Consider the following 20,725-nt stretch of genomic DNA (forward strand, 5'->3'; position numbering starts at 1 on the left):
GGAGTACACCATGTCTGAAAAGAAAGCCAGCGTTCACTGGGAAGGTGCCGGCAAGTCCGGCCAGGGCCAGATCAGCACCGAGACCGGCGCGCTGGACAAGTACCCCTACGGCTTTGCCAGCCGCTTCGGCGATGACCGCAAGGGCACCAATCCCGAGGAGATCGTGGGCGCTGCCCATGCTGCCTGCTTCACCATGGCGTTTTCTTTTGCCGCCGAGAAGGCTGGCATCGCCACCGAGATCGTCGACACCACGGCCAGCGTGCGGCTCAGCAAGGAAGGCGATGGTTTTGTGATTGACCGCATCGCCCTCACGCTCACGGCCAAGGTGCCGGGCATGGACGATGCGGCCTTTCAGAAGCTAGCGGCCGATGCCAAGGCCAACTGCCCGCTGTCGAAGGCACTGGCCTCGGTGCCAGAGATCACGCTGACCGCCACGCTCGTGAAGTAGCTAACGGTACAGGCGCAGCGCCGGGGGCGCCGCCTTGGCCGATTCTTCTTCACCCTCAGCGAGCCCGCACCGCCGCTGCCAGCGCAGCAAACGCCTGCCGGTCCAGCGCGTGGGTGAAGGCCGTGTTGGGCACCGGATGTGTCGAGAGTTTCACCACCACCAGCTCTGCTGCCGGGTTGATGTGGATGTGCTGGCCCATCAGTCCCTTCGCTTCGTAGGTGCCGTCCTCATCGTGCGGCACCCACCACTGGTTGTGGTACGAGTAGCCCGCTCGCATGGCCGTGCCGGGGGCCTTGCTGAATTTCGTGGGATCGGCACCCTTGCGCAGCTCGGCAATGGTGGCGGGCGAGATGACCCGCTGGCCGTTGAACCGACCGTTAGCGCGCAACATTTCACCCAGGCGTCCCAGGTCGCGCAGCGTGGCATTCACGCCCACGCTGGTGGACTGGCCGCCGTTGGCATCGGCAAACACATAGGCATCCTCCTGCGCGCCCAGGCGCGACCAGATGCGCTCGGACAGCAGCGTGGCGTAGCTCTTGCCGGTCACGCGCTGCAGCAGCCAGCCCAGTACTTCCGTGTCCACCGACTTGTACGCAAACGCGGTGCCGTGCTCCCCTTCTTTCTTCAACGTGGGCAGGAACTCGGCCATGCTTTTGGCAGCGTTGCTGCCGGGCGGTGCGGGCTGCAGGCCTGCGGCGGCCAGGTACTGGAAAACGCCGGACGCAGGGTCGGCAAAGTTCTCGGCGTATTGCACGCCGGTCGTCATGTCCAGCGTCTGCTGCACGGTGGCATCGGCCCAGGCGCTGGTGGCCAGCTCGGGCAGGTAGCGGGGGATCAGCGCTTTGGGGTCGATCACGCCTTCCTGGATGAGTTCAGTGGCCAGCAGGCCGGTGAGCGATTTGCTCATGGACCACAGCACGTGGGGCTGGTGCGGCTGCATGCCGATGTGGTGGCGCTCGTACACGACACGGCCCCGGTGCAGCACCAGCAGGCCGTCGGTGTAGGTGGCCTTTTGCCAGTCGGCCAGCGTGGTGGTGCCGCCCTTGCCATCGGGCACCGGCAGTGCATCGTCCAACGTGCGCGCTGCGGCGGGTAGCGCGCTGGGTGCGCCGGCGCCGCGCCAGACGGCGGCCGTGGGCCCCAGCTCGCGCAGGTGGTGCGCGGCCCAGCGCACGTTGGGGTACTTGAGGATGTTGGCCAGGCGCACGACCTTGTCGGGCGGTGGCGGAAAGCCCTGCATCAGTTGCAGTGTGGCGGGGTGGGTGGCGTCGGGTGGTGGCAGTTGCGGTGCCTGGGCATGGCTGGTAGCGGCCATGCAGAGAGCAGCAGCGGCCGCGGCGAGCGAGACCAGGGCAAATTGAAGGCGGGGGTACGGCATGGTGCAAGAGTCCTGCAAAGGTGGGTGGAGAGCGGGCAGAGAAATGACGGGATAAAAATGGGTGAACGGTGGAGCCAGAAGGCCTAGCTCCGCGCTGCAAGCAGCGCGCGGATCACGGCCTCGGTGCGCTCGTATTCGCCTTCGCCAAAGTGCTTGTAGCGAATGCGGCCCTGCGCATCGATGAGGTAGGCGGCGGGCCAGTACTGGTTGCTGTAGGCCTTCCAGGTGCCGTAGCGGTTGTCCTGCGCCACGGGGTGCTTCACGCCATGGCGGCGCATGGCCACCTCGACGTTGCGGGTGGTGCGCTCAAACGGAAACTCTGGCGTGTGCACGCCCACCACCGTAAGACCCTGGGGGGTGTACAGCTTGGCCCAGCGGTTCACGTGGGGCAGCGTGCGGATGCAGTTGATGCAGGCATACGTCCAGAAGTCCACCAGCACCACGCGGCCGCGCAGCTGGGCCAGGCTGAGCGGCTCGGAGTTGAGCCAGCGCTCGATGCCCGTGAACTCGGGTGCCGCGCCAAAGTCGGGCAGCGTGGCCGCCTGGACGGCGGGCCCTGCTGCGTGGGCGAGGGCGGGTGCCGCCACGGCGGCAGCCACAGATGCTGCAGACGCCAGGAACGTGCGGCGCTGAAACGAGATGGGTGAAGAAATGCGCGATGTCATGGTGAAACTCCTTGCTGAGGGCCGCTTACAGCCCTCCAAAACTTGAGGGATAGAACTGCGACAGCCACGCTGTGACCTGGCCATCCACCTCCAGCAGCATGGCCAGCGCGACGGCGATGACCACCACCCCAAATACCTGCTGCACGCGGTGCGCATGGCGGGAGATGCGGCGCACATGACTGGCCGCGGCCTGAGCGCCGTAGGCGATGGCCAGCATGGGCAGCGCGGCGCCGGTGGAATAGGCCAGCAACAGCACCGCCGTGCTGACCCCCGGCGGCTCCGTGGCGATGAGCGTGAGGATGGAGGCCAGAACCGGCCCGGCGCAGGGCGTCCACACCGCACCCAGGCTCAGACCCAGCAGCAGCCCGCCCCAGTTGCCCGCCGATGCACCCATCCCCAGGCTGGCCGCTCGGTTGAGCACGCCACCCGCCTGTTGGCTCAGCCACTGGAATGGCTTGGGCCACACCGTGAGCACGCCAAACACCAGCAGCAATACGGCGGCGAACCGGCGCAAGCCCTCGGGCGACAAGCCCAGCACCTGCGTGAAGCTGCTGAACAGCAGCGCCACGGCTGCGAACGACAGCGCAAACCCCAGCGCGATGAACAGCGGACGCGTGCGCTGCGCTGGGCCGCCCGCCACCGACGCCCCCAGCACCACCGGCAACATGGGCAGCACGCAGGGCGCGCCCACGGTCAGCATGCCGGCGGCCACAGCCAGCCAGGGCGAGGTGGTGGCCATGCTCATTGCACGCCCCCACGCTCTGCGGCCGGGCGACGCCACACCTGCGTCTTGCCGAACAGCGGGATACCGACATACGCGCGCACCAGCAGCTGGTCGGGCTCAGCGGGGGTGAGGGTGGAGCGGTAGGTCTTGGCGTTCTCGCGGTTGTAAATCTCGCCTTGGTACTCGCCGCTGCCGCTGTCGCGCAGGCCGGACAGCATCGTCATGCCCAGAGCGAGCCGCGCGTCGGCCGCGGCCATCTCGGTGCCGGGTGCACTCATCGACCGGTTGGCCAGCACGCGCACCACCTTGCCGCAGAGGGTGTTGGTGCCGCTGCTGCCACCGGTGTTCGCACTGGCAGTGCCATTGGCGTTAGTGGGGCAGGGAGCAATCTCCACTTCCAGGTTTCCGCTTTCGGTGATCCAGCGGCCCAGCGGGGCCTTGGGGTGCGGCGCCGTGGCGGGCTGGGTGGCAGCCTCTTGCGCGCTGGCGATGTGCGCCAGGCCCAGGGCCAGCGCAGCGGCGGCCAGGGCGAAGGATGGTTTCATGGCAAGTCCTCGTGAAGTTCAGGAAGACTGCATTGAAGCCAGCGTACGTATCGGCGGTTTGTCCTGCACAGGCCTTTTGGTATGCGCGCGTGTCGGCGGCACCAGCAGACAAGTTCAGATACATGCGGGCCCGTACCGGCCTCACCGCAAGGCGCCAAAGCCTGGACAATCAGCGCCCATGACGACGACGACCCCGCCCGACCACATCCTGATCGTCGATGACGACGCCGGCATCCGCGAGCTGGCGGCCGAGTACCTGCAGCGCCAGGGCCTGCAGGTGAGCGTGGCAGCCGACGGCAGGCAGATGCGCGAGGTGCTGGCCACGCAACGCATCGACCTCTTGGTACTGGACTTGATGCTGCCGGGCACCGACGGCATCGCGCTGTGCCGCGAGCTGCGCAGCCCCGGCACGCCGCCGCTGCCCATCATCATGCTCACCGCGCGCAGCGACGAGGCGGACCGCATCCTGGGCCTGGAGCTGGGCGCGGACGACTACCTAACCAAGCCCTTTGCCGCGCGCGAGCTGCTGGCGCGCATCCACGCGGTGCTGCGGCGCACGCGCATGCTGCCGCCCAACCTGGCGGTGGCCGAGCCCGCGCGCCACCTTGCGTTCGGCGACTGGCGGCTGGACACCACGGCGCGCCACCTGCTCGATGCCACGGGCGCGGTGGTGGCGCTGTCGGGCGCCGAATACCGGCTGCTGCGCGTGCTGCTGGACCACCCCCAGCGCATCCTCACACGCGACCAGCTGCTGCAGCTCACCCAGGGTCGCGATGCCGATGTGTTCGACCGCTCCATCGACCTCTTGGTCAGCCGCGTGCGCCAGCGGCTGGGCGACGGGGTACGCGGCTCACGCTATATCAAGACCGTGCGCAACGAGGGCTATGTGTTCTGCGCCGGCGTGTTGCCCGCACCGGCAACCGCACCCGCGCCGGGAGGAGCCGCCGCATGACGCTGCGCTGGTGGCCCCGCTCGTTGTTCGGTCGCATCCTGCTGGTGCTGGCACTGGGCCTGGCGCTGGCGCATGCGCTGACCTTCGTGCTGGCGATCACCGAGCGCAGCATGACCATGCGCCGCGCCATGGTGTCGTACCTGGCGAGCGATGTGGCCAGCTCCATGGCCATGCTGGACCGCCTGCCCGCCGCGGAGCGTGCGCAGTGGGTGGACCGGCTGGCGCGTCGCAACTACCGGTTTGCGCTGACCGCGCCGCTGGACGCACCCGAAGACCCGTCCGACCTGGCCCGCCTGATTGCAGGCGCCGTGGGCGCCACGCTGCCCCCCGGCCAGACGGTGCGGGTGGTCGACCCCCACGTGCCCGGCACCGAGCTGCGCCTGCAGCTGCAGCTGGCCGACGGCACGCCGCTGGCCGTGGACATGGACGAGCCCCGGTTGCAGGTCTCGCCCTGGGTGCTGGGCGCACTGGCGCTACAGCTGGCGCTGCTGGTAGGCCTGTGCGCCTGGGCCGTACGCGCGGCCACGCGGCCCTTGCGCACGCTGGCCGATGCGGCCGATGCTCTGGGTGCCGACCGCGCCGCCCTGCCCCTGGCCGAGGACGGCCCGCGCGAGGTGCAGCGCGCTGCCCAGGCCTTCAACCGCATGCAGCAGCGCATTCAGGCGCACCTTGAGGAGCGCATGCGCATCCTGGCCGCCGTATCGCACGACCTGCAAACGCCCATCACCCGCCTGCGCCTGCGCGCGGACCTGCTCGACGACACCGCGCTGCAGGGCAAGCTGCACGCAGACCTGGCCGAGATGCAGTCGCTGGTGGAGGAGGGCATTGCCTACGCGCGCTCGTCCCAGGCTGTGCAGGAGCCGCTGCAGCGCGTGGACCTGCGCGCGCTGCTGCAGAGCATTGCGTTCGACTACGCCGATGCGGGCCTGCCGGTATTGCTGCTGCACGCAGATCCGGGCGCCTGCGACACGCGCCCGCAGGCCCTGCGCCGGCTGGTGTGCAACTTGGTGGACAACGCGCTCAAGTTCGCGGGCGCGGCTGAGGTGAGTCTGGAGGCTGGAGATCACGGCCAGTGGCTGCTGCGCGTGCTGGACCGGGGGCCGGGCATACCGGAAGCTGACCTGGCCGCCGTGCTCCAACCCTATGTGCGGCTGGAAGACTCGCGCAACCGCGGCACTGGCGGCACGGGGCTAGGCCTGGCCATTGCGAACGAGCTGGCGCAGGCGCTGGGCGGCCGGCTGGTGCTGGGGCCGCGTGAGGATGGTGCGGGGCTGGAGGCGCGGGTCGAGCTGCCCGGCCCGCAGCCGTAGCACCGCTCTGTAGGCTCTCCAGGCGCAGCAGGCCGCTGCTACAGTGGCCCTTCCGTGGATTCATGAGGGGAACACCGTGGACAGCACTGGTAGCACCAACGCAGGCAGTAGCAGCAGAAGCCAAAACATCCGCATCGGCATCGGCGGCTGGACCTTCGAGCCCTGGCGCGACAACTTCTACCCCGCAGGCCTCGCGCACAGCAAGGAGCTGCAGTACGCCAGCCGCCAGCTCACCTCCATCGAGGTCAACGGCACGTACTACAGCACCTTCAAGCCGCCCACCTTCGCCAAGTGGCGGGATGAAACGCCCGAAGGTTTCCTGTTCTCGCTCAAGGCCAACCGTTTCGCCACGCACCGGCGCGTGCTGGCGCAGGCAGGCGAGTCGATCACGCGGTTTGTGGAGAGCGGCATCTCGGAACTCAAGCACAAGCTCGGGCCCATCGTGTGGCAGTTCATGCCGACCAAGGTGTTTGAGCCACGGGACTTCGAGGCCTTTCTGGCCCTGCTGCCACAACAGGTGGATGGCCTGCGGCTGCGCCACGCCCTGGATGTGCGCCACCCGAGTTTTGCCACGCCAGAGTTCGTGGCGCTGGCCCGCCAATACGGCTGCGTGCCTGTCTACACGGACTCCGAGAAGTTTCCCGCCATCGCAGATGCAGAGGCCGATTTTGCCTACCTGCGGCTGATGCGCAGCCAGGCCGATGTGCCCACCGGCTACACGCCCGAGGCGATTGCACAGTGGGCCGATGGCGTGCGCACCTGGACGGGCGGCGAACAGCCGCGCGATGTGTTCGTCTACTTCATCAACGGCGCGAAAGAGCGAGCGCCTGCGGGCGCGATGGAGTTGCTGAGGCAACTGGGCCTGCGCGCTTAGCAGCGGCGCAGCTACAGCGTCTCTCGCTGCACAAACCCCTGCGGGGCCTCGCCACCATCGGGCACATTGCCCACCACCACACGTTCCACCCGCGCATGCACAGGCCCCTGATGCGCCCAGTCGATGAGGGCCAGCACGGCCTGCTCGGTGCCCCATGCGCAGGCCTCCACGCGGCCATCCTGGCGGTTGCGCACCCAGCCCTTTACGCCCAGGCGTTCGGCGGCCTGCACCATGGACCAGCGGTAGCCCACGCCCTGCACATGGCCGGTGATCAACAGATGGCGGGTGATGGTGGAGTGGGGTTCTGCGTTCATGAGGGGCACTGTAGCGCGCTCCTTGTGGGGAGCCCGCTCCAGGGGCACACTGCCAGCACCACCGCACCACATGACCACGACCACCCCCAAGGCACTGCCCACCATCGACCCCCAGCGCTGCACCGGCTGCGGCTGGTGCATTGCGGTGTGCCCGCCGCATGTGCTGTCGCTGCAGGTGCAAGGCACGAGGCCCTGGGGTCCCAAGTGTTCCACCCTGCACGATGCGCCGGGCTGCACCGGGTGCGCGCTGTGTGCGGTGCGCTGCCCGTTCGATGCGATCCGCATGGTGCGCGTGGCAGCCACCGAAGGCCGGTGAGTCCTTCGCGCCACAGGCCCACAGAAACGGGTTGACGGGCCCCGGCACGCATCCGGTACACTGCGCCCTTCATGCCGTACACCTCCGTCCCCTTCACCGCACGCGCCGCTGCCTTCCAAGGCATGGGCATGATGCCGCCCGCACTCACGCGGGCCAATGGTGAACAGCGGGCACTGGGTGCACGAATGATTACCACCATTACCACCGCGGCCACCTGAGCACGCGCAGGTGGCCGTTTCGGCAGCCACCTGGTGATCGCTCTCTTCTCCCCCAAGACGAATGCACGAAACCCAGCTCTGGCAGCTGGGTTTTTTTGTTTGTTCGTTCGTTAGCCGGAGAAGTCCATGTACCGCGATCCCGTCCCGTCCCTCGAAGCCCCGTCGTTGCCGTCGTCCGCCACGGCCATGCGCCCCCTGCGCGTGGGCATGATCGGCATTGGCACCGTGGGCGCGGGCACCTTTCGCGTGCTGGCACGCAACCAGGCGCTCATCGCAGGCCGCGCAGGGCGGGACATCAAGCTGGTGGTGGTCTGCGCCCGCAGCCTCGCCCGCGCCATGAGCGTGGTGGGCAAAGATGTGGCCCTGACCAACGACCCCATGCAGGTGGCCACACACCCCGATGTGGATGTGCTGGTGGAAGCCGCTGGCGGCACCGGCCCTGCGCGCGACTGGGTGCTGGCCGCCATCCGCGCGGGCAAGCATGTGGTCACGGCCAACAAGGCGCTGCTGGCCACGCACGGCAACGAGATCTTTGCCGCAGCACGCCAGCACGGCGTGGCCGTGGCCTACGAAGGCGCGGTGGCGGTCAGCATCCCCATCGTGAAGGCGCTGCGCGAGGGCCTGACGGCCAACCGCATCGAGTGGGTGGCGGGCATCATCAACGGCACCACCAACTTCATCCTGAGCAAGATGCGCGATGAGGGTGTGGGCTTTGCCGAAGCGCTGGCGCAGGCCCAGGCGCTGGGCTATGCCGAGGCGGACCCGACATTTGACATCGAGGGCATCGACGCTGCGCACAAGATCTCGCTGCTGGCGGCCAATGCGTTCGGCATGCCGGTGTGCTTTGCCGATGCGCAGGTGGAGGGCATCACCCGCCTGCAGGGGCTGGACGTGGCCTGCGCCGAGCAGCTGGGCTTTCGCATCAAGCTGCTGGGCGTGGCCAAGCGGCGCAAAGAGAGCGATGTGGACGGCGTGGAGCTGCGCGTGCAACCTGCGCTGGTGCCTGCCGCGCATTTGCTGGCGCAGGTGAACGGCTCCATGAACGCGGTGATGGTCAAGGGCGATGCTTCGGGCGTGACGATGTTCTACGGCGCGGGTGCGGGGTCCGAGCAAACCGCATCGGCCGTGATTGCAGATCTGGTGGACGTGGCGCGCCTGGATGGCACCCGTGCGCAGCAGCGCGTGCCGCACCTGGGGTTTCACCCCCAGGCGATGGACGAGCAACTGGCCGTGCTGCCCCGCGCAGCCGTGCACACCCGCCACTACCTGCGCGTGCCTGTGCACAGCGCCCAGCAGATCGAAGCCGTGGGTGCCTGGCTGGCGGCGCAGCACGTGCCCGTGCAGCGTGTGGAGCTGGCCTGCGACAAAGCGCTGCCCACGGGCAGCGAGCCCCAAGTGCTGGTGCTGACCGATGCCGTGGCCCAAGCCACGGTAGACCTGGCCGTGCACGCACTGGCCTCCCACCCTGCGGTGGCCGGGCCAGTGGTCGCGCTGCGGGTGGAGCTGCTGGAGGGATGATTCGCCCACAACCCGTTCACGCTGAGCCTGTCGAAGCGCCGCGCACGGCTTCGACAGGCTCAGCCCGAACGGTGGTGAATGAATTCAGCCAACGTCAAAAAATCTGATCAGAACAGACTCTAGCGCTTATCTATCAAGCGCCAGAAGCTATCAATTTTGATGCTGGCGTGTACTCAAGGCATCAAGCCGCCCGCACCAGCGCGGCCATGTCTTGTGCTGCAGATGTGCCCTCGGCCATCAGGCCCTGCACCACGCCCGCGCGGTCGGTGTCGGTGCGGTTCTGGCTCACCTTCCAGACGCCTTCCCAACGCTCCACCGCCAGCTCGATGCCCACGATGGCGCCCAGCAGCTTGTGGATGTAGTCGGGCGGGGCATCGTCAATGCGCCAAGGGTCGGGGCGGTGCGCCTCGTGCCGCTCGCTCAGAATGTGCAGGATGGCGCGCAACTGCACGGGATCGTCCACCGCGCTGAGCGTGCCGTGGGCGTGCACGGTGGCGTAGTTCCAGGTGGGCACCTGCTTGCCGTCGATGACCTTGGACGGGTACCACGAGGGCGACACATAGGCCTGGGGGCCGTGGAACACGGCCACGGCGTGCTGCGGCAGCAGCGGCCACACGCCGTTGCCGCGCCCCACATGGCCCACCAGCGTGCCGTGCGGTCCGCGCGAGGGGTCCAGATACAAAGGCACATGGTTCACGTGCAGCGTGCCCTCGTGCGACACAACCAGGGTGGCCAGGGGCTGGGCCTGCACCAGTCCCTGCTGCACGGCCGGGTCGGTGACTTGAAACTGGCGGTTGGCAATGGTCATGTCAGGCACCATCCACTTCGAGCACGGGCGCGCAGTCGATCTGCGTCTTGACCGAGTTGGCCAGAAAGCACGATGTGTGGGCGCGGTGGTGCAGGTCGTCCAGCTGGGCAGCGCTGGGCGCGTGGGCCCCATCAAAGCGCGTGACGGGGCGCAACTGCACGTGGGTGACGACAAGCTGCCCCTGCGCGTTCTTGGCCATGGTGCCCACGGCGGCGTCGGCGTAGCTGTTGAGCCGATAGCCCGCGCGGCTGGCGAAGTCCATGAACCACAGCATGTGGCAGCTCGACAGGGCCGCGACGTAGGCTTCTTCCGGGTCCACCGCTGCCGCGTCGGAATACGGCAGCGGCACGACATGGGGCGACGACGACGCAGCCACGGTAGCGCCGCCATCGAACTGCCAGGTGTGGGCGCGGTGGTAGCGCTTGTCCAGAAAGTCATCGTTGCCACGGGACCAGGTGATAGTGGCGGTGTGCTCGGCCATGGATAGGTCTTTCTTGCGGTGGCCGGGCCTTGGAGGAAACACAAGCCCGGGATTTCTAAAATGGCTCTTCAGTTTATGGTTGCATTACCACAACCAAGGGGCCAATTCATGCCAGTTGCCGGAGCCAATCCCAAGACCACCGCCTCCCGGGACGGGCGCCTGGGCCAGTTGCGCCAGCAGGTGTACGAACAGCTGCGCAGCGCCATCGAACAGGGCCGGCTGCCGGCGGGCACGCGCCTGCCGCCGTCGCGGGAGCACGCAGCCAGCCTGGGCGTGTCACGCAACACCGTGCTGTGGGCCGTGCAGCGCCTGCAGGCCGAAGGGTATGTGGAGGCACGCGTGGGCGACGGCACCTATGTCTCGCAGGCCGCGGGCGCACCGCCCACGCAAGGGCTGGTGGCGCCTCCGCGTGGGCTCTCGCGGCGCGGGCAGCTCATTGCCGAGACGGCTGCCCGCTGGCGCCCGCCGCATGTGGCGGCACGCGCATTCCGCATCGGCGCGCCCGAGGTGGACACATTTCCGTTTGCGCTGTGGGACCGCCTGGCGCGCCAGGCCCGCCCCGGCCAGCGCAGCGCACGCGCGCAGTACCTGGACCCTGCGGGCGACCCCGAACTGCGCCAGGCCGTGGCACTGTGGCTGTGGGCGTCGCGCGGCATCCGCTGCGATGCGGCGCAGGTGGTGGTGTGCTCGGGCTCGCAGCAGGGCATCGACCTGATCGCGCGGCTGCTGCTGGACGTGGGCGACGAGGTGCTGGTGGAAGACCCCGGCTACCCGGGCATCCGCGCCAGCCTGCTGGGCCACGGCGTGCTGGCGCGGCCTGTGGCGCTGGATGCGCAGGGCCTTCGCATCGACGAGGGTGCGGCCCAGTGGCCCGGCGCGCGCATGGCGGTGGTCACGCCCACGCACCAGTTCCCCACCGGCGTGTGCATGCAGCTGGCGCGGCGGCAGGCCCTGTTGCAATGGGCGCGCACGCACGACGCCTGGGTGGTGGAAGATGACTACGACGGCGAGTTTCAGTACGGCGGCGCTGCCCAGCGCGTACCCGCCCTGTGCAGCCTGCCGGGGTCGGAGCGCGTCTTGTACGTGGGCACCTTCAGCAAGACGCTGCACCCCGGCCTGCGCCTGGGCTTTGTGGTGGTGCCGCCCGCACTGGTGGAGGCCTTTGCCATGGCCCGCGCCATCACCGACCGGCATGCACCGGGCGACACCCAGGCGGTGCTGGCGCGCTTCATTGCCGAAGGCCACCTGCTGCGCCACCTGCGGCAGATGCGCGAGCTGTACCAGGCGCGCCAGCGGGTGCTGATCGATGCGCTGGCCGAGGCGAGCGGTGGGGCCCTTCAGCTGGCGCCCAGCGACCGGGGCATGCACCTGCTGTACGAAGCCGCCCCAGGCAGTGACGACGAGACCCTGAGCCGCAAGGCGCTCACCGCCGGGGTGATGCTGGCGCCACTATCGCGCTATGCGATGCAGTCCACGCGGCGTGGCTGGCTGTTGGGGTATGCAGGCTATAGCGAAGCCGAGATCGTGGCCGCCGCGCGCGTGGTGGGCGGGCTGGCGCGCATGCGGTAAATCACCACGCGCCTGGCTGCGGGGCCAGGGCCACGCTGCGGTCCACTGCCGCGGCCTCGGCCTGCGGCTCCACCTTGCGCCACCAGTGCGTGGACAGTGCGGGCGCGCGGATGTCCAGCCGCTCGCCCATGATGGGCGCCACCAGCGGCACCTGCGCTGCCGCTGCGAGGGCGGTGATGCGCTCGAACGGCTCCACCCAGGGGTGCAGCGACAGGTCGAACGTGCCGTTGTGGATGGGGAACAGATGGCGCCCCTTCACGTCCCGATGGGCCTGCAGGCTCTCCTCGGGGTGCATGTGGATGTCCGGCCAGTCGGCGTTGTAGGCGCCCGTTTCAATCAGCGTCAGATCGAACGGGCCGAACCGCTCGCCGATGGCCTTGAAGCCGTCAAAGTAGCCCGTGTCGCCGCTGAAGAAGACGCGGACTTGGTCAGCGCCTTGGCCCGCGATCAGCACCCACGAAGCCCACAGCGTGCTGTTACCGTCTGACAGGCCCCGGCCCGAGAAATGCTGCGCAGGCGTGGCCACCAGCTGCAGCCCGCCAATGGTGGTGCCCTGCCACCAGTCAAACTGCTGCACCTTGGCCGCAGGCACGCCCCAGCCGATGAGCCGGTCGCCCACGCCCAGCGGCGTGATGAAGTGCTCCACCTTGGGCGCAAGCTTCTGGATGGCTGCGTAGTCCAGGTGGTCGTAGTGGTCGTGCGACAGGATCACGCCGGTAATGGGCGGCAGCTCGTCAATCGTGATGGGCGGCGCATGAAAACGCTTGGGGCCCAGGAACTGGAACGGCGAGGCGCGCTCGGAAAACACCGGGTCGGTCAGCCAGAACTGGCCGTTGATCTTGAAGAGCAGGGTGGAGTGCCCCAGGCGCCACAGGCTCAGGTCGGGCGCGGCCAGCAGGTCTGACCGCATCACCGCGTACACCGGCACGGGCTGGCGCGGCACCGAGTCGTCGGGCTTGCCGGTGGCAAAGCGCCACATCACCTCCAGCGTCTTGAGGGCGCCCAGCGCATGGCGGGGTGCCACGTTGCGAAATTTGCCACCCGCGAACTGCGGCGACTGTTCATAGGCGGCCACCGGCTGGGCGGCGCGGGAAAAGAGGCTGTAGGCCATGGCGATCAGTACAACGAAGGCGACACAAAGTGCCGGGAGCAGACGGCGGCGGGGGACGATGGAGAGTGACACCGGATCTGCGACATAGAAATTACACTGCACAGTGTAGTTCACTTTTTAGAAAAGTAAACTACCCGGTGTAAAATTTGCGCATGACTGCCTCCCAGCCCACCCCTCGCCTGACCGACCGCAAGCGCGATGCCATCGTGCAGGCCGCCATCGGCGAGTTCCGCGAACACGGCTTCAACGGCACCAGCATGGACCGCGTGGCCGCTGCGGCGGATGTGTCCAAACGCACGGTGTACAACCACTTCCCAAGCAAGGAAGAACTGTTCGAAGCCATCCTGCTGCTGATGTGGGAGCGCAGCCAGTCACCCGACGAACTGGCCTACACCCCCACACGCCCGCTGCGCGACCAGCTGCTGGAGCTGCTGGCGCAAAAGATGCGCCTGCTCAACGACGCGAGCTTCATCGACCTGAGCCGCGTGGCCATGGCCGACATGATGCACACCCCTGAGCGCGCGCGCGGCATCACCGCCAAGCTCTCGGCCAAGGAAGAGGGCCTGCCGCGCTGGCTGCGCGCGGCCCAGCAAGATGGCCGCCTGCGCGCCACCATGGATGTGCCCTATGCCGCGCAGCAACTGCAGGGCATGGTCAAGGCATTTGCGTTCTGGCCCCAGCTGGCCATGGGGCAGCCGCCCTTGAGCGCCGCACAGCAAGCGCAAGTGGTAGGGGATGCGGTGGACATGTTCCTGGGGTTCTACGCCGCGCCCACCCAGGAGGCCAAGGCCCCCGCAAAAAAAGCCCGGGTTGGAAGCACGGGCAAGGCAGCGGCAGCCCCTGTTGCAACCTCTGCGAAATCTGCCCTTCGCCGCGCCCCAGCGCGCTGACCCACGCCACCCCCCTGGCCGGCAAGCCGGCGTGAAGTGCGATTTGCACTACGCTCGCCCGTTCTTTCCACGCAGCCTGACACCAAGATGCCCCTCGCTCCCTACCTCGACATCGCCCCGGTCCTGGACACCGGCGTTTTCATCCACGACTCTGCCCAGGTCATCGGCGACGTCACGCTGGGCCGCGACAGCTCGGTGTGGTGCAATGCCGTGCTGCGCGGCGATGTGAACCGCATCACCGTGGGCGTGTGCAGCAACGTGCAGGACCTGACCATGGGCCATGTGTCACACCGCAACGCCAGCAAGCCCGAAGGCTCGCCGCTGGTCATCGGCGACTACGTCACGGTGGGCCATTCGGTGATCCTGCACGGCTGCCGCATCGGCAACGAATGCCTCATCGGCATGGGCTCCATCGTGATGGATGACGCCATCATCGAAGACCGCGTGATGCTGGGCGCAGGCAGCCTGGTCTCGCCCGGCAAGGTGCTGGAGAGCGGGTACCTCTACATCGGCCGCCCTGCGGTGCGCCAGCGCGCGCTCACCGATGCAGAGATTGCGTACCTGAAATATTCAGCCGAGCACTATGTGCGGGTGAAGAACAACTACCAGGGATGACCTGCATCACTCCCTGCGGTCTGTGATAGCGCGGTCTCAGGCAGTCCGCTGCGTTGCTTTTCTTGCCAATAGCCCGCTATTGGCAAGAAAAGACGCCTTGCGGCCTGTCCTGATCCGCACTACCACCGACTCGCGAGGGTGATGCAGGACATCCCTAGCGGCACACCCCACGCGGCTGCGGTGCCCCCGGCGCCCCCCGCCCACCAGGGATAAAGCCGGGCCGGGATAATCGGGGGTTCCACGACCCCTGCGGCGGCACCGCATCGCCCCATTGCCTGTTTCCACCATGTCTGCCGTCGCCCCCGCCTCAACTGCCCAGCGCGTGCTCTCCGTCATCCCCCCGATGACGCAGCTGAACACGCCATACCCCTCCACCGCCTACCTCACGGGCTTTCTGCGCTCGCGGGGGCTGACTGCGTTCCAGGAAGACCTGGCATTGGCGCTGGTGCTGCGCCTGCTCTCGCCCGAAGGGCTGCGCGCCGTGGCCGCCCAGGTGGATGCGCTGCCCGCCAAAAAGCAGAGCCCCGCCGTGCAAAGTTTTGCGGCGCAAAAGGACCGCTACCTCGCCACCATCGGCCCCGCCATTGCCTTCTTGCAAGGCCGCGACAGCACGCTGGCGCACCGCATCGTGGGACGGAACTACCTGCCCGAGGGCCCGCGCTTTGCCACGCTGGATGTGTATGTGGATGACGAAGGCGGCGACCCGCTGGGCTGGGCCTTTGGCGCGCTCGGCCTGACGGACAAGGCCAAGCACCTGGCCACGCTGTACCTGAACGACCTGGCCGATGTGCTGCGCGACGCAGTGGACGAGCGCTTTGAGTTTGTGCGCTATGCCGAATCGCTGGCCGGCAGCCAGCCCACGTTTGACCCGCTGGCCAACGCGCTGGCGGCAACACCCACGCTGGTGGACGCGCTGCTGGAGCAGCTCACGCACGAGGCGATTTCCAGCCACCAGCCCACGGTGGTGCTGCTGTCAGTGCCGTTCCCCGGGTCCGTATATGCGGCCTTCCGCATCGCCCAGGCCATCAAGGCACGCTACCCACACATCGCCACCGTGCTCGGCGGCGGTTTTGTGAACACCGAACTGCGCGAACTGGCCGACCCGCGTGTGTTTGACTTCTTTGACTACGTGACGCTGGACGCCGGTGAGCGCCCGCTGCTGGCGCTGCTGGAACACCTGCGCGGCGAGCGCGGCCGCCAGCGCTTGGTGCGCACCTTCGTGCGCGGTGAGGATGGCGCGGTGCAGTACATCAACATGATGGAAGCCGACATTGCGTTCGCCGAGGTGGGCACGCCCACCTGGGACGGCCTGCCTCTAGACCGCTACCTGTCGTTGCTGGACATGCTCAACCCCATGCACCGCCTGTGGAGCGATGGGCGCTGGAACAAGCTGACCGTGGCGCACGGCTGCTACTGGAAGAAGTGCAGCTTTTGCGACGTGAGTCTGGACTACATCAGCCGCTACGAGGGCGCCAGCGCCGCCGTGCTGGCCGACCGCATCGAGCAGATCGTGCGCGAGACGGGGCAGACCGGCTTTCATTTCGTGGACGAGGCCGCACCGCCCAAGGCGCTCAAGGCACTGGCCACCGAACTCATCGCGCGCAACGCAGGCATCAGCTGGTGGGGCAATGTGCGCTTTGAAAAGACCTTCACCCCCGACCTGGCCGAGCTGATGGCCGACAGCGGCTGCATCGCGATCTCGGGCGGGCTCGAAGTCGCATCGGACCGGCTGCTCACGCTGATGAAAAAAGGCGTGTCGGTCGACCAGGTGGCGCGCGTGACGCGGGCGTTCACCGACGCGGGCATCCTGGTGCATGCGTACCTGATGTATGGCTTTCCGACCCAGACCGTGCAGGACACAGTGGACGCGCTCGAATACGTGCGCCAGCTGTTCGCCAATGGCTGCATCCAGAGCGGATTCTTTCACCGCTTTGCCTGCACCGTGCACTCACCCGTCGGCAAGAACCCCGAGGAATACGGCGTGACGCTGGCGCCCCTGCCGCCGGGTGACTTTGCCAAGAACGACGTGGCCTTCATCGACCCCACGGGCGTGGACCACGACGCGCTGGGCGGCGCGCTCAAGAAGGCCATCTACAACTACATGCACGGCATCGGGCTCGAAGAAGACGTACGCACGTGGTTCCCGTTCAAGGTGCCCAAGACGACGGTGCGGCGTGACCGGATCGAGCGGGCGCTGCAGCAGCGCGGCTGAGCCCGCAGTATTTCTTCAAGCAGCCGCCATGAAAGCCAGGATGTCGTCGAAGTCCTTGCGGTCCTTGGGCGTCTGGTACTTGTAGGCAGCGAAAGACTGCTGGAGCATTCCAGTCAGCCGGTCACAGCGTTGCACGAGTTCGGCCTTCCACGCCGGGTCGCGCACCAGCAGTTTGATGATAGCGAGCTTGCCGTCCAGGTTCTCGTACATTGCGTCGAACGAGCGGGCCGTGAGCTCCAGCAAATTGGCCAGCTTGGGCAGGCCGCGTGTTGTGGCGCCCTTGTCCAGCAGCGACTGCACGATCTTGGCTTGGTGGTAGTAGATGGCGATCTCGATGGGGTAGCTGGTTTCCGATGCGCCCTGAGCGCGCCCATCGGGGTCGGCACCGTGCTGCAGCAGCAGGTCCACGATCTTGGGTGCAGAGAACCGACAGGCCTCGTACAGGTTGGGATAGCCCTTGTGCGGCAGGTTGGGGTCGGCGCCATGCTCCAGCATGAGCTGCACGACCTTCACGCGCTTGTCGGTGATGGCCTTGTTCAGGCAGGAGTAGCCTGAAGAGAATTTGCTGTTGGGGTCGGCTCCCTTCTCCAGCAGGGCCTGCACGGTGGCCTGGTTCTTGGAGAACCCGATGGCGCGGATGAAGGCATAGGTCGGGTCGTTCTGCTCGCGCTCGGCAGCCTCGATGATCTTTCCCACCCGGCCGAGCTGGGCGGTCGGGGCCAGGGTCTTCATCAGCGCCACCACATCAGCGGGTGGCTTTTTCTTGCCGTCGATGAAGCCATATTCAAGCTTGCGGGCGACCTCGTCATCGACCAGCTCGGCATGCAGCGCATGGCAGACCTTGGACAAGGGCTTGATGAAATCACCAACATCGGCAGAGCCCGAGGTGAATGCCGCATCGATCACCAGGCCCGAACGCTCGTAGCGGTCAAAGCCCAGGTGGTCCGTGGGGTGGATGGTGAGCTTGCGGGCCGCGAAGAAGGCCTTGACCGCCGCTTCAAGCCCGGCACCACCGGGAGTGCTGAAAACCGCATGCAGTGCATCGGCATCGGTGTCGTTCTTGCAGACCAGCGTGAATCGCGTCGTTGTTTCCATGTTCCCTCGGATGGACTGAAGCAGTGGTTTTTGCAGGCATCATATTTCGATGCAGACACCTCGCCCGCCCTTCACCGCCGCCATCTTCGACATGGACGGGCTGCTGGTCGACTCCGAGCGCGTGACTCTGCGCGCCTGGCTCGACGCCGCACGGGCGCGGGGCATTGCACTGGCAGAGGCCGACTACCTGCAGGTGGTGGGGCGCGCGTCCACCGACTCCGACACCATGCTCACGGCTTTGCTGGGTGGCCCGCAGATGTTCGAACAGGTGCAGTCCGATGTGGCTGCGCGCCTGTGGGACGCAGGGCCAGAGCCCCTGTTTCCCCTCAAACCCGGCGCCGCATCGCTGCTGCACGCCTTGGGGCAAGCAGGCGTGCCCTGCGCGGTGGCCTCATCGTCGCGGCGCGACGAGATCGAGCACCGCCTGGGCAGGGTGGGCGTGCTTCAGCACTTTCACGCCTGGGCTGGCGGCAACGAGGTGCCGCGTGGCAAACCCGACCCCGCCCTGTACCAGCTGGCGGCCGTGCGCCTGGGCGTGGACCCCGCACAGTGCCTGGCATTTGAAGACAGCGAGAACGGCGCACGCGCGGCGCAAGCCGCAGGGGTCGCGGTAGTGATCGTGCCGGACCTCAAAGCGCCGGGCATTGAGGTGGTGGAGCGCAGCCACGGCGTGCTCGAATCGCTGGTGCACGCCCATGACCACCTGCCGCGCTGGTTCAGGGCGGCGCGGGTGCCGTAAAACTGATAAGAATTGGCCTCTAGCGCTTATCCATCAAGCGCAAACAGCTATCAAATTTGTAGCATTACCGTTTCTGCTTCTGGTGCGCCTTGTCGGCCGGTGGCCCCCGGTCCGTGTCCTGCAGTCCACGTTTCACATCACGGTAGGCTTGCTCCATCTTGGCGTCGGGTTCGCCGTCGGTCATGTTGACCGCCTGGTCGCGCTCGTGGGGCAGGAGGGGTTCGGGCCCGCTCAGGTCTTCGGGTCCGCTGCCGGGCTGCGGCTGGGGCTGGGTGGTGTTCACGCGCCGCTCGGTGCGGGCGGGCACAGGGGCGGAGGGGATGATCTCCTCTTCCTTGCGGCGGGCTGTGGGGGTCGTTTTCATGCGGGGCCTTGGTATGCAACGTGGAGTCCCTCCACCCTAGCGCCGCTGGCCGCCCCGCGCTGTAGGCCCAGGCCCTGCGCCGCTGCGGGCGTGCGGAGCCTGCTGTCACCAGAACAACCACCGCTCCAGCGCATGGAGCACGATGACCACGATCACGCCGAGCAAGAAGAGGATCGCCTTGCGGCGCGCCCGCGCGCTCACCACCAGCTTGTAGACCGTGTACGCAGCGAGCGTGCCCACAAAAGGCGCCGCGATGGCGGCACCTGACAGGACAATGGCCACGAGCTTGCCCCAGCCGTCGGTCCCGCCCATTGTCCAGATCGAACGCAAGTAGATCGCGCTCGGAATGGCCAGGCCGAACCACAGCACCCCGGACGCCACTGCCACGCTGACGTGGTGCGCGAGCAGGACATAAAGCACCAATGCGCCCACCACCCCGCCCAAGAACGCCACCCGCTTGAGCCAGAGCGGTAGCGACTCGCCAGAGCGGCGCGCTGGCGTGGCTTCACGGGCCTTCTTCGCCGCTGCTGCCTCCGCCTGGGCTCGTTCTTTTTGTAGTTGTTGCTGCTTCTCGGTGGCTTCACGGGCACCACGCAGGAAGTCGTCCACCGCCGGGTTGTCCACCTGGCCCAGGATCCGGCCTGTGCGCGACAGGGCCTGGTCGTGCTGGGGCAGTTCGGTCTGCAGGGACGCCCCCTGGCTGAACCACTCACCCATCTGCGCCAGCCACCCCACGCCCGTCGGCGGCAACCCAAAACCACCCTCGCCCGCGCGGCACAGGTAATGCTGCGTGCTTTGCGGCGGGATGAGCTGCCGCGTGCTGTACCGGGGCAAATAGCATTGCATCAATGGCGCAGCCGCTTGCTGGCCGGGGCGGCCCAGGCGCAGCGCAAACTCCGGCAAGGGCACGGGCTCGCCCAGCCCATTGCGCACGCCCAGCCAAAGGTAGAGGCCCCGGGGGCGCCCATCTTTGGCCCGGTGCACCCAGAGGCCAGGGCCTTCTGGGGCAATGCTGTCCGCGCCCAGGGCATCCAGCTCGGACGGCAGCGGAACATCGGGGCCGTCCATGTCCCATAGCGGCCGCAGCTGGGCTTTGAGGAGGGAGGGCCAGACCGCACGCGCTCGGCGCTGCAGATCGTCCGCATCGACCTCGCGCCCGTGAGCGATGGCAACTTCGATGGTGCGGCCGACCTGCGCCGGCCGCCCTTCCAGTGCGAGCAGCCATTCGTCGAGCAATGCAAGCCGCAGATAGAGCGCATCGGCCCCTTGCCCCTGGGCCTCTGCCGCGCGGATCCATGCGTACCGGGCAGGCTGCTGCGGCACCAGCTCCTGCGCCAGCAACCGCTGGCGCGCAGGGCTGCCTGCCTGGGCAGCCGACGATGCGGGTTGTTGTGCCCATGCGCCCGATGCACTCACCGTGCACAGCAGCAGCACGAACCCCAGCGTCCGCAGCAGGATGCGTTGCACACTTTTCGCTCCACCCGGAACACAGCTTGCGCTTGCCATTGCCCATGGCCTGCAGCGCAGCAACGAACCGCAGTTCAGCCCATATTCCCACGCATTTCCCCCCTGCATCTTT

Annotated in this window: 22 protein-coding genes and 1 pseudogene; 12 read left to right on the top strand and 11 right to left on the bottom strand. The window is 67.5% G+C overall.

What is annotated here, in order from left to right:
- Positions 1-10: 10 nt before the first annotated feature.
- Complete coding sequence (locus EXV95_RS16295; RefSeq protein ID WP_176887627.1) at positions 11-448, top strand: OsmC family protein; 438 nt, start codon at positions 11-13, stop codon at positions 446-448.
- A 55-nt stretch (positions 449-503) separates the two neighbouring features.
- On the opposite strand, the gene EXV95_RS16300 is transcribed toward EXV95_RS16295, so the two are convergent.
- From EXV95_RS16300 to EXV95_RS16315, 4 genes are all read right to left on the bottom strand, one after another.
- On the bottom strand, positions 504-1,826 hold the full coding sequence (locus EXV95_RS16300; protein WP_176887628.1) for a serine hydrolase: 1,323 nt from the start codon (positions 1,824-1,826) through the stop codon (positions 504-506).
- A gap of 83 nt (positions 1,827-1,909) precedes the next feature.
- Positions 1,910-2,491, bottom strand: coding sequence for a thioredoxin family protein (locus EXV95_RS16305; protein WP_176887629.1), 582 nt, complete (start codon positions 2,489-2,491; stop codon positions 1,910-1,912).
- A gap of 25 nt (positions 2,492-2,516) precedes the next feature.
- Complete coding sequence (locus tag EXV95_RS16310) at positions 2,517-3,230, bottom strand: cytochrome c biogenesis CcdA family protein (protein ID WP_255484763.1); 714 nt, start codon at positions 3,228-3,230, stop codon at positions 2,517-2,519.
- A gap of 2 nt (positions 3,231-3,232) precedes the next feature.
- Positions 3,233-3,760, bottom strand: a complete 528-nt coding sequence (locus tag EXV95_RS16315; RefSeq protein ID WP_176887631.1) for a DUF2147 domain-containing protein — start codon at positions 3,758-3,760, stop codon at positions 3,233-3,235.
- A 178-nt stretch (positions 3,761-3,938) separates the two neighbouring features.
- On the opposite strand from EXV95_RS16315, the gene EXV95_RS16320 reads away from it, so the two are divergent.
- The 3 genes from EXV95_RS16320 to EXV95_RS16330 all read left to right on the top strand — a co-directional run bounded on the left by EXV95_RS16320 (position 3,939) and on the right by EXV95_RS16330 (position 6,896).
- Positions 3,939-4,712: a response regulator gene (locus EXV95_RS16320; RefSeq protein ID WP_176887632.1), complete on the top strand. Its 774-nt coding sequence runs from the start codon at positions 3,939-3,941 to the stop codon at positions 4,710-4,712.
- Positions 4,709-6,022: an ATP-binding protein gene (locus EXV95_RS16325; RefSeq protein ID WP_176887633.1), complete on the top strand. Its 1,314-nt coding sequence runs from the start codon at positions 4,709-4,711 to the stop codon at positions 6,020-6,022. Before EXV95_RS16320 ends, EXV95_RS16325 begins: the two co-directional genes overlap by 4 nt.
- 76 nt (positions 6,023-6,098) lie before the next feature.
- Positions 6,099-6,896, top strand: a complete 798-nt coding sequence (locus tag EXV95_RS16330; protein WP_255484764.1) for a DUF72 domain-containing protein — start codon at positions 6,099-6,101, stop codon at positions 6,894-6,896.
- An 11-nt stretch (positions 6,897-6,907) separates the two neighbouring features.
- On the opposite strand, the gene EXV95_RS16335 is transcribed toward EXV95_RS16330, so the two are convergent.
- Entirely contained in the window at positions 6,908-7,210 is a 303-nt protein-coding gene (locus EXV95_RS16335) for an acylphosphatase (protein WP_121422963.1), read from the bottom strand.
- Positions 7,211-7,280: 70 nt separating this feature from the next.
- On the opposite strand from EXV95_RS16335, the gene EXV95_RS16340 reads away from it, so the two are divergent.
- From EXV95_RS16340 to EXV95_RS16350, 3 genes are all read left to right on the top strand, one after another.
- Positions 7,281-7,526, top strand: coding sequence for a 4Fe-4S dicluster domain-containing protein (locus EXV95_RS16340; RefSeq protein ID WP_176887634.1), 246 nt, complete (start codon positions 7,281-7,283; stop codon positions 7,524-7,526).
- Between the two features lie 71 nt (positions 7,527-7,597).
- Positions 7,598-7,744 (top strand): hypothetical protein, encoded by a 147-nt coding sequence (locus EXV95_RS16345; protein WP_176887635.1) that lies wholly within the window; start codon positions 7,598-7,600, stop codon positions 7,742-7,744.
- Positions 7,745-7,870: 126 nt separating this feature from the next.
- The gene (locus tag EXV95_RS16350) at positions 7,871-9,262 is read left to right on the top strand and encodes a homoserine dehydrogenase (protein WP_176887636.1); all 1,392 of its coding nucleotides are present in this window, start codon (positions 7,871-7,873) and stop codon (positions 9,260-9,262) included.
- Between the two features lie 181 nt (positions 9,263-9,443).
- Here the strand turns inward: EXV95_RS16350 and EXV95_RS16355 are convergent, their stop codons facing one another.
- Both EXV95_RS16355 and EXV95_RS16360 read right to left on the bottom strand, forming a co-directional pair.
- A complete protein-coding gene (locus tag EXV95_RS16355; protein ID WP_176887637.1) occupies positions 9,444-10,070 on the bottom strand; it encodes an FMN-binding negative transcriptional regulator in 627 nt (208 codons plus the stop codon).
- Position 10,071: 1 nt separating this feature from the next.
- Complete coding sequence (locus EXV95_RS16360) at positions 10,072-10,551, bottom strand: OsmC family protein (protein WP_176887638.1); 480 nt, start codon at positions 10,549-10,551, stop codon at positions 10,072-10,074.
- A 108-nt stretch (positions 10,552-10,659) separates the two neighbouring features.
- Between EXV95_RS16360 and EXV95_RS16365 the strand changes: the two genes are divergently transcribed.
- Positions 10,660-12,120: a PLP-dependent aminotransferase family protein gene (locus tag EXV95_RS16365; RefSeq protein WP_176887639.1), complete on the top strand. Its 1,461-nt coding sequence runs from the start codon at positions 10,660-10,662 to the stop codon at positions 12,118-12,120.
- Between the two features lies 1 nt (position 12,121).
- Here EXV95_RS16365 and EXV95_RS16370 read toward each other — a convergent pair whose 3' ends face one another.
- Complete coding sequence (locus tag EXV95_RS16370) at positions 12,122-13,231, bottom strand: MBL fold metallo-hydrolase (protein WP_176887640.1); 1,110 nt, start codon at positions 13,229-13,231, stop codon at positions 12,122-12,124.
- Between the two features lie 152 nt (positions 13,232-13,383).
- Between EXV95_RS16370 and EXV95_RS16375 the strand changes: the two are divergent.
- The 3 genes and pseudogenes from EXV95_RS16375 to EXV95_RS16385 form a co-directional block, all read left to right on the top strand.
- Positions 13,384-13,998 (top strand): annotated as a pseudogene (locus tag EXV95_RS16375) (TetR/AcrR family transcriptional regulator); the annotation flags it as partial.
- Between the two features lie 210 nt (positions 13,999-14,208).
- Positions 14,209-14,736, top strand: a complete 528-nt coding sequence (locus tag EXV95_RS16380; RefSeq protein ID WP_176887642.1) for a gamma carbonic anhydrase family protein — start codon at positions 14,209-14,211, stop codon at positions 14,734-14,736.
- A 343-nt stretch (positions 14,737-15,079) separates the two neighbouring features.
- Positions 15,080-16,948, top strand: coding sequence for a radical SAM protein (locus EXV95_RS16385; protein ID WP_176889077.1), 1,869 nt, complete (start codon positions 15,080-15,082; stop codon positions 16,946-16,948).
- Between the two features lie 15 nt (positions 16,949-16,963).
- On the opposite strand, the gene EXV95_RS16390 is transcribed toward EXV95_RS16385, so the two are convergent.
- Entirely contained in the window at positions 16,964-18,043 is a 1,080-nt protein-coding gene (locus EXV95_RS16390; protein WP_176887643.1) for an ankyrin repeat domain-containing protein, read from the bottom strand.
- Between the two features lie 49 nt (positions 18,044-18,092).
- Between EXV95_RS16390 and EXV95_RS16395 the strand changes: the two genes are divergently transcribed.
- Entirely contained in the window at positions 18,093-18,782 is a 690-nt protein-coding gene (locus EXV95_RS16395; protein ID WP_176887644.1) for an HAD family phosphatase, read from the top strand.
- Positions 18,783-18,846: 64 nt separating this feature from the next.
- Here the strand turns inward: EXV95_RS16395 and EXV95_RS16400 are convergent, their stop codons facing one another.
- Both EXV95_RS16400 and EXV95_RS16405 read right to left on the bottom strand, forming a co-directional pair.
- A complete protein-coding gene (locus EXV95_RS16400; protein WP_176887645.1) occupies positions 18,847-19,146 on the bottom strand; it encodes a hypothetical protein in 300 nt (99 codons plus the stop codon).
- A 105-nt stretch (positions 19,147-19,251) separates the two neighbouring features.
- Positions 19,252-20,613, bottom strand: coding sequence for a hypothetical protein (locus EXV95_RS16405; RefSeq protein WP_255484765.1), 1,362 nt, complete (start codon positions 20,611-20,613; stop codon positions 19,252-19,254).
- Between the last annotated feature and the right edge of the window lie 112 nt (positions 20,614-20,725).

This window comes from Acidovorax sp. JMULE5, from assembly GCF_013376875.1.
GTDB classification, from domain to species: domain Bacteria; phylum Pseudomonadota; class Gammaproteobacteria; order Burkholderiales; family Burkholderiaceae_C; genus Acidovorax; species Acidovorax facilis.

What these genes read in the sequence shown, in the direction of transcription:
- EXV95_RS16295 (WP_176887627.1), top strand. Translation starts at nt 11, where the DNA reads ATGTCTGAAAAGAAAGCCAGCGTTCACTGGGAAGGTGCCGGCAAGTCC.
- EXV95_RS16300 (WP_176887628.1), bottom strand. Translation starts at nt 1,826, where the DNA reads ATGCCGTACCCCCGCCTTCAATTTGCCCTGGTCTCGCTCGCCGCGGCC.
- EXV95_RS16305 (WP_176887629.1), bottom strand. Translation starts at nt 2,491, where the DNA reads ATGACATCGCGCATTTCTTCACCCATCTCGTTTCAGCGCCGCACGTTC.
- EXV95_RS16310 (WP_255484763.1), bottom strand. Translation starts at nt 3,230, where the DNA reads ATGGCCACCACCTCGCCCTGGCTGGCTGTGGCCGCCGGCATGCTGACC.
- EXV95_RS16315 (WP_176887631.1), bottom strand. Translation starts at nt 3,760, where the DNA reads ATGAAACCATCCTTCGCCCTGGCCGCCGCTGCGCTGGCCCTGGGCCTG.
- EXV95_RS16320 (WP_176887632.1), top strand. Translation starts at nt 3,939, where the DNA reads ATGACGACGACGACCCCGCCCGACCACATCCTGATCGTCGATGACGAC.
- EXV95_RS16325 (WP_176887633.1), top strand. Translation starts at nt 4,709, where the DNA reads ATGACGCTGCGCTGGTGGCCCCGCTCGTTGTTCGGTCGCATCCTGCTG.
- EXV95_RS16335 (WP_121422963.1), bottom strand. Translation starts at nt 7,210, where the DNA reads ATGAACGCAGAACCCCACTCCACCATCACCCGCCATCTGTTGATCACC.
- EXV95_RS16340 (WP_176887634.1), top strand. Translation starts at nt 7,281, where the DNA reads ATGACCACGACCACCCCCAAGGCACTGCCCACCATCGACCCCCAGCGC.
- EXV95_RS16345 (WP_176887635.1), top strand. Translation starts at nt 7,598, where the DNA reads ATGCCGTACACCTCCGTCCCCTTCACCGCACGCGCCGCTGCCTTCCAA.
- EXV95_RS16350 (WP_176887636.1), top strand. Translation starts at nt 7,871, where the DNA reads ATGTACCGCGATCCCGTCCCGTCCCTCGAAGCCCCGTCGTTGCCGTCG.
- EXV95_RS16355 (WP_176887637.1), bottom strand. Translation starts at nt 10,070, where the DNA reads ATGACCATTGCCAACCGCCAGTTTCAAGTCACCGACCCGGCCGTGCAG.
- EXV95_RS16360 (WP_176887638.1), bottom strand. Translation starts at nt 10,551, where the DNA reads ATGGCCGAGCACACCGCCACTATCACCTGGTCCCGTGGCAACGATGAC.
- EXV95_RS16365 (WP_176887639.1), top strand. Translation starts at nt 10,660, where the DNA reads ATGCCAGTTGCCGGAGCCAATCCCAAGACCACCGCCTCCCGGGACGGG.
- EXV95_RS16370 (WP_176887640.1), bottom strand. Translation starts at nt 13,231, where the DNA reads ATGGCCTACAGCCTCTTTTCCCGCGCCGCCCAGCCGGTGGCCGCCTAT.
- EXV95_RS16380 (WP_176887642.1), top strand. Translation starts at nt 14,209, where the DNA reads ATGCCCCTCGCTCCCTACCTCGACATCGCCCCGGTCCTGGACACCGGC.
- EXV95_RS16385 (WP_176889077.1), top strand. Translation starts at nt 15,080, where the DNA reads ATGACGCAGCTGAACACGCCATACCCCTCCACCGCCTACCTCACGGGC.
- EXV95_RS16390 (WP_176887643.1), bottom strand. Translation starts at nt 18,043, where the DNA reads ATGGAAACAACGACGCGATTCACGCTGGTCTGCAAGAACGACACCGAT.
- EXV95_RS16395 (WP_176887644.1), top strand. Translation starts at nt 18,093, where the DNA reads ATGCAGACACCTCGCCCGCCCTTCACCGCCGCCATCTTCGACATGGAC.
- EXV95_RS16400 (WP_176887645.1), bottom strand. Translation starts at nt 19,146, where the DNA reads ATGAAAACGACCCCCACAGCCCGCCGCAAGGAAGAGGAGATCATCCCC.